Origin of the sequence: Agrobacterium sp. ST15.13.013 (assembly GCF_027956525.1) — a bacterium.
GTDB classification, from domain to species: domain Bacteria; phylum Pseudomonadota; class Alphaproteobacteria; order Rhizobiales; family Rhizobiaceae; genus Agrobacterium; species Agrobacterium salinitolerans.
In genome coordinates, this window is record NZ_JAQKGP010000063.1 from 1 (window position 1) to 2,497 (window position 2,497).

A 2,497-nucleotide genomic window follows, 5' to 3' on the forward strand; every position below is an offset into this window, starting at 1 on the left:
GTAAGCGGCAAGCTGAGGCCGTTCAGGCCTTGTAGCTCCACGGCATAAGGGTATGGATTTCGCTGCTAGGCCAGCCGTTTGCAAGGCGCTCGAGCGTCTGCGTGAGCCAGGCCTGGGGATCGACAGAATTCATTTTTGCCGTCTGCAAAAGTGTCGCGATTGTAGCCCATGTCTTGCCGCCGCCGTCGCTGCCGGCGAAGAGACTATTTTTTCTTGTGATCGCCTGAGGTCTGATCGCTCGCTCGACGATGTTGGAGTCGAGCTCGACACGGCCGTCGGTCAGAAAGCGTTCGAAGACGTCACGACGCTTGATCGAGTACCGTAGAGCTTCGGCGAGTTTGGATTTGCCTGATACTCGCGGCAAAGTCGTCTGCCAGAGAGTGAAGAGGTCACGGACTATCGCCGCCGAGCGTTCTTGTCGGGCAGCGACACGCGCCTCAGGGCTTTGACCACGGACGGTATCTTCTATTTCCCAGAGCGTTGCCATTCGCTCGAGGGTCTCTGTTGCCACCTTGGAGCTTTTCGCGACATGCAATTCATAGAACTTGCGACGGCTATGTGCCCAGCAGCCAGCCAGAATAACGCCGTCGTTGCCGCCGTCCTTGCGGGCGAGTTTGCTGTAGGCCCCGTACCCGTCAACCTGCAGAATCCCGCGATAGCCGCTGAGGTGCCGTGCCACGCAGTCGGTCGCCCGACTGTCTTCGAAGCGATAGGCCACCATGGGCGGGCCATTGCCTCCGAACGGTCGGTCATCCCTGGCATAGGCCCATAGCCATGCGGTTTTCGCCGACCCGGACCCAGGCGCCAGTGTCGGCAGGGTCGTCTCGTCGGCAAATATTCGTTCCGCCTTCTTGATTTTGTCCAGGATGTAATCGGCGAGGATGTCGAGTTCGAACCCCAGCTTTCCCATCCATTGAGCCATGAGCCTGCGGTCAAGTTCGACCTTGTCGCGGGCGTAAATCGCCTCCTGCCGATAGAGTGGTAGGCCATCGGCATATTTGGACACGGCGATCTGAGCCAGAAGCGCTTCTGTTGGAATGCCCGCCTCAATGATATGTGTCGGGGCCGCAGCCTGGATCACGCCGTCTTCGTTCTTAAAAGCGTATTTGGGACGGCGCGTGACAATGACACGGAACTTCGCTGCAACGACATCCAAGCGTTCGGATATGTCCTCTCCGATCAGGATTTTCGTCTTGCCCGCATGCTCCGGCAAGTCTTCCGGCTCGATCACCACTTCGATACGCTCCAGATGCGCCGCAAAGCCCTTGCGTGGCCTCGGTGGACGTTTGCCATCTTTGTTGATGCCACTCGTAACCTTGGCCCTGATCGCCGCAATACCGGTCTCGATCTCCTCAAAGACAAAAGCATGCTGCTCGTCATCAACACTGGCCGCTGCAAGTTTCTCTGAACGCCGCCCGAAGCGCGCGCGGTCAAAAGCTTTCAGGATCTGTGTCAGCCGCTCGATGCGCTCATCGGCATCAGCATTTCGGGCCTCGAGATCGTCGACCTGCTTTTCCAAAGCCTCGACGCGAGCGGCCTTTTCGGCCATGGCAAGAACCATGGCCTTGAGTGCCTCTACATCATCCGGAAGCTCTATCTCGGGTCGCGTCATGGGTATGATCAGAGCATATTTTGCTGTGATCCGCCCGCAGTTTCAGGTGCATGATTCAATTCGCCGCAGGGGTTTTACCCAACAATCTCTGGTGGCTTGATGGGTGTTGATCGAACGCGTTTCCAGTCCATTCCATCCACCAAAGCCAGAAGCTGGGCATTGTTGAGCTGGACCCGGCTATGTCCGATGCGCGGCCAGCAGAACTGGGCTTTCTCCAGCCGCTTGGCATAAAGGCAAACGCCGGAGCCATCCCACCATACGATCTTGATACGGTCTGCTCGTTTCGCCCGGAAGACATAAAGAGCTCCGTTGAACGGATCACTGCCAGCATCTCGAACCAGTGATAGCAAGCTGTCAGGTCCCTTACGGAAGTCGATCGGATGGCTCGCCAGAAAGACTTTCACGTTCGACGGGATCATGCCGACCGCACCGCTCGGATCACGCGACTGAGGTGTCCTTCATCGGCATCCACCCCCGCCCGGATAATCACGTCGCCGATAACCACCTCGATCACCGCCTGCGCGCAAACCGGTCCCGAATCCGACTCAACAGCCGCAGGCACCGAAGAGCCCCCTTGTTCGGCGCGAGCATCACGACGCCAGCCGAATAACTGTGATGGATGTATGCCGATGCGACGCGCAATTGCCGAGACATTCGCTCCAGGCTCCATCGCCTCAGCCACCGCTCGCTCCTTGAAATCATCGGACCAACGCCGCCGAAACTGCCGCGGCGCGCCCTCAAAACGTTCCGGAACGGCCTCGATCATATGAAAGTTTCTAGTTCCAGAGATAGGCGCAGACATAGAAGCTCACAGCTGGTGAATAGTCATTACGCAATAGCTGAGCTCGCGCTACTGACGCCAGATGGGGTCAGCTTGCCGCTTAC

The 2,497-nt window shown here is 58.0% G+C and carries 3 protein-coding genes; all 3 read right to left on the bottom strand.

Annotated elements, in window-relative coordinates:
- Nucleotides 1–22: 22 nt before the first annotated feature.
- Complete coding sequence (gene tnpC, locus PL597_RS25830; protein ID WP_269824300.1) at nucleotides 23–1,612, bottom strand: IS66 family transposase; 1,590 nt, start codon at nucleotides 1,610–1,612, stop codon at nucleotides 23–25.
- Nucleotides 1,613–1,686: 74 nt separating this feature from the next.
- Nucleotides 1,687–2,031: an IS66 family insertion sequence element accessory protein TnpB gene (tnpB, locus tag PL597_RS25835; protein ID WP_012478067.1), complete on the bottom strand. Its 345-nt coding sequence runs from the start codon at nucleotides 2,029–2,031 to the stop codon at nucleotides 1,687–1,689.
- Nucleotides 2,028–2,378, bottom strand: coding sequence for an IS66-like element accessory protein TnpA (tnpA, locus tag PL597_RS25840; protein WP_269824298.1), 351 nt, complete (start codon nucleotides 2,376–2,378; stop codon nucleotides 2,028–2,030). The genes tnpB and tnpA overlap by 4 nt, the downstream gene beginning before the upstream one ends.
- Between the last annotated feature and the right edge of the window lie 119 nt (nucleotides 2,379–2,497).

Bases quoted from the DNA above. Each gene is read 5' to 3' on its own strand.
- tnpC (WP_269824300.1), bottom strand. From the start codon at position 1,612: ATGACGCGACCCGAGATAGAGCTTCCGGATGATGTAGAGGCACTCAAG.
- tnpB (WP_012478067.1), bottom strand. From the start codon at position 2,031: ATGATCCCGTCGAACGTGAAAGTCTTTCTGGCGAGCCATCCGATCGAC.
- tnpA (WP_269824298.1), bottom strand. From the start codon at position 2,378: ATGATCGAGGCCGTTCCGGAACGTTTTGAGGGCGCGCCGCGGCAGTTT.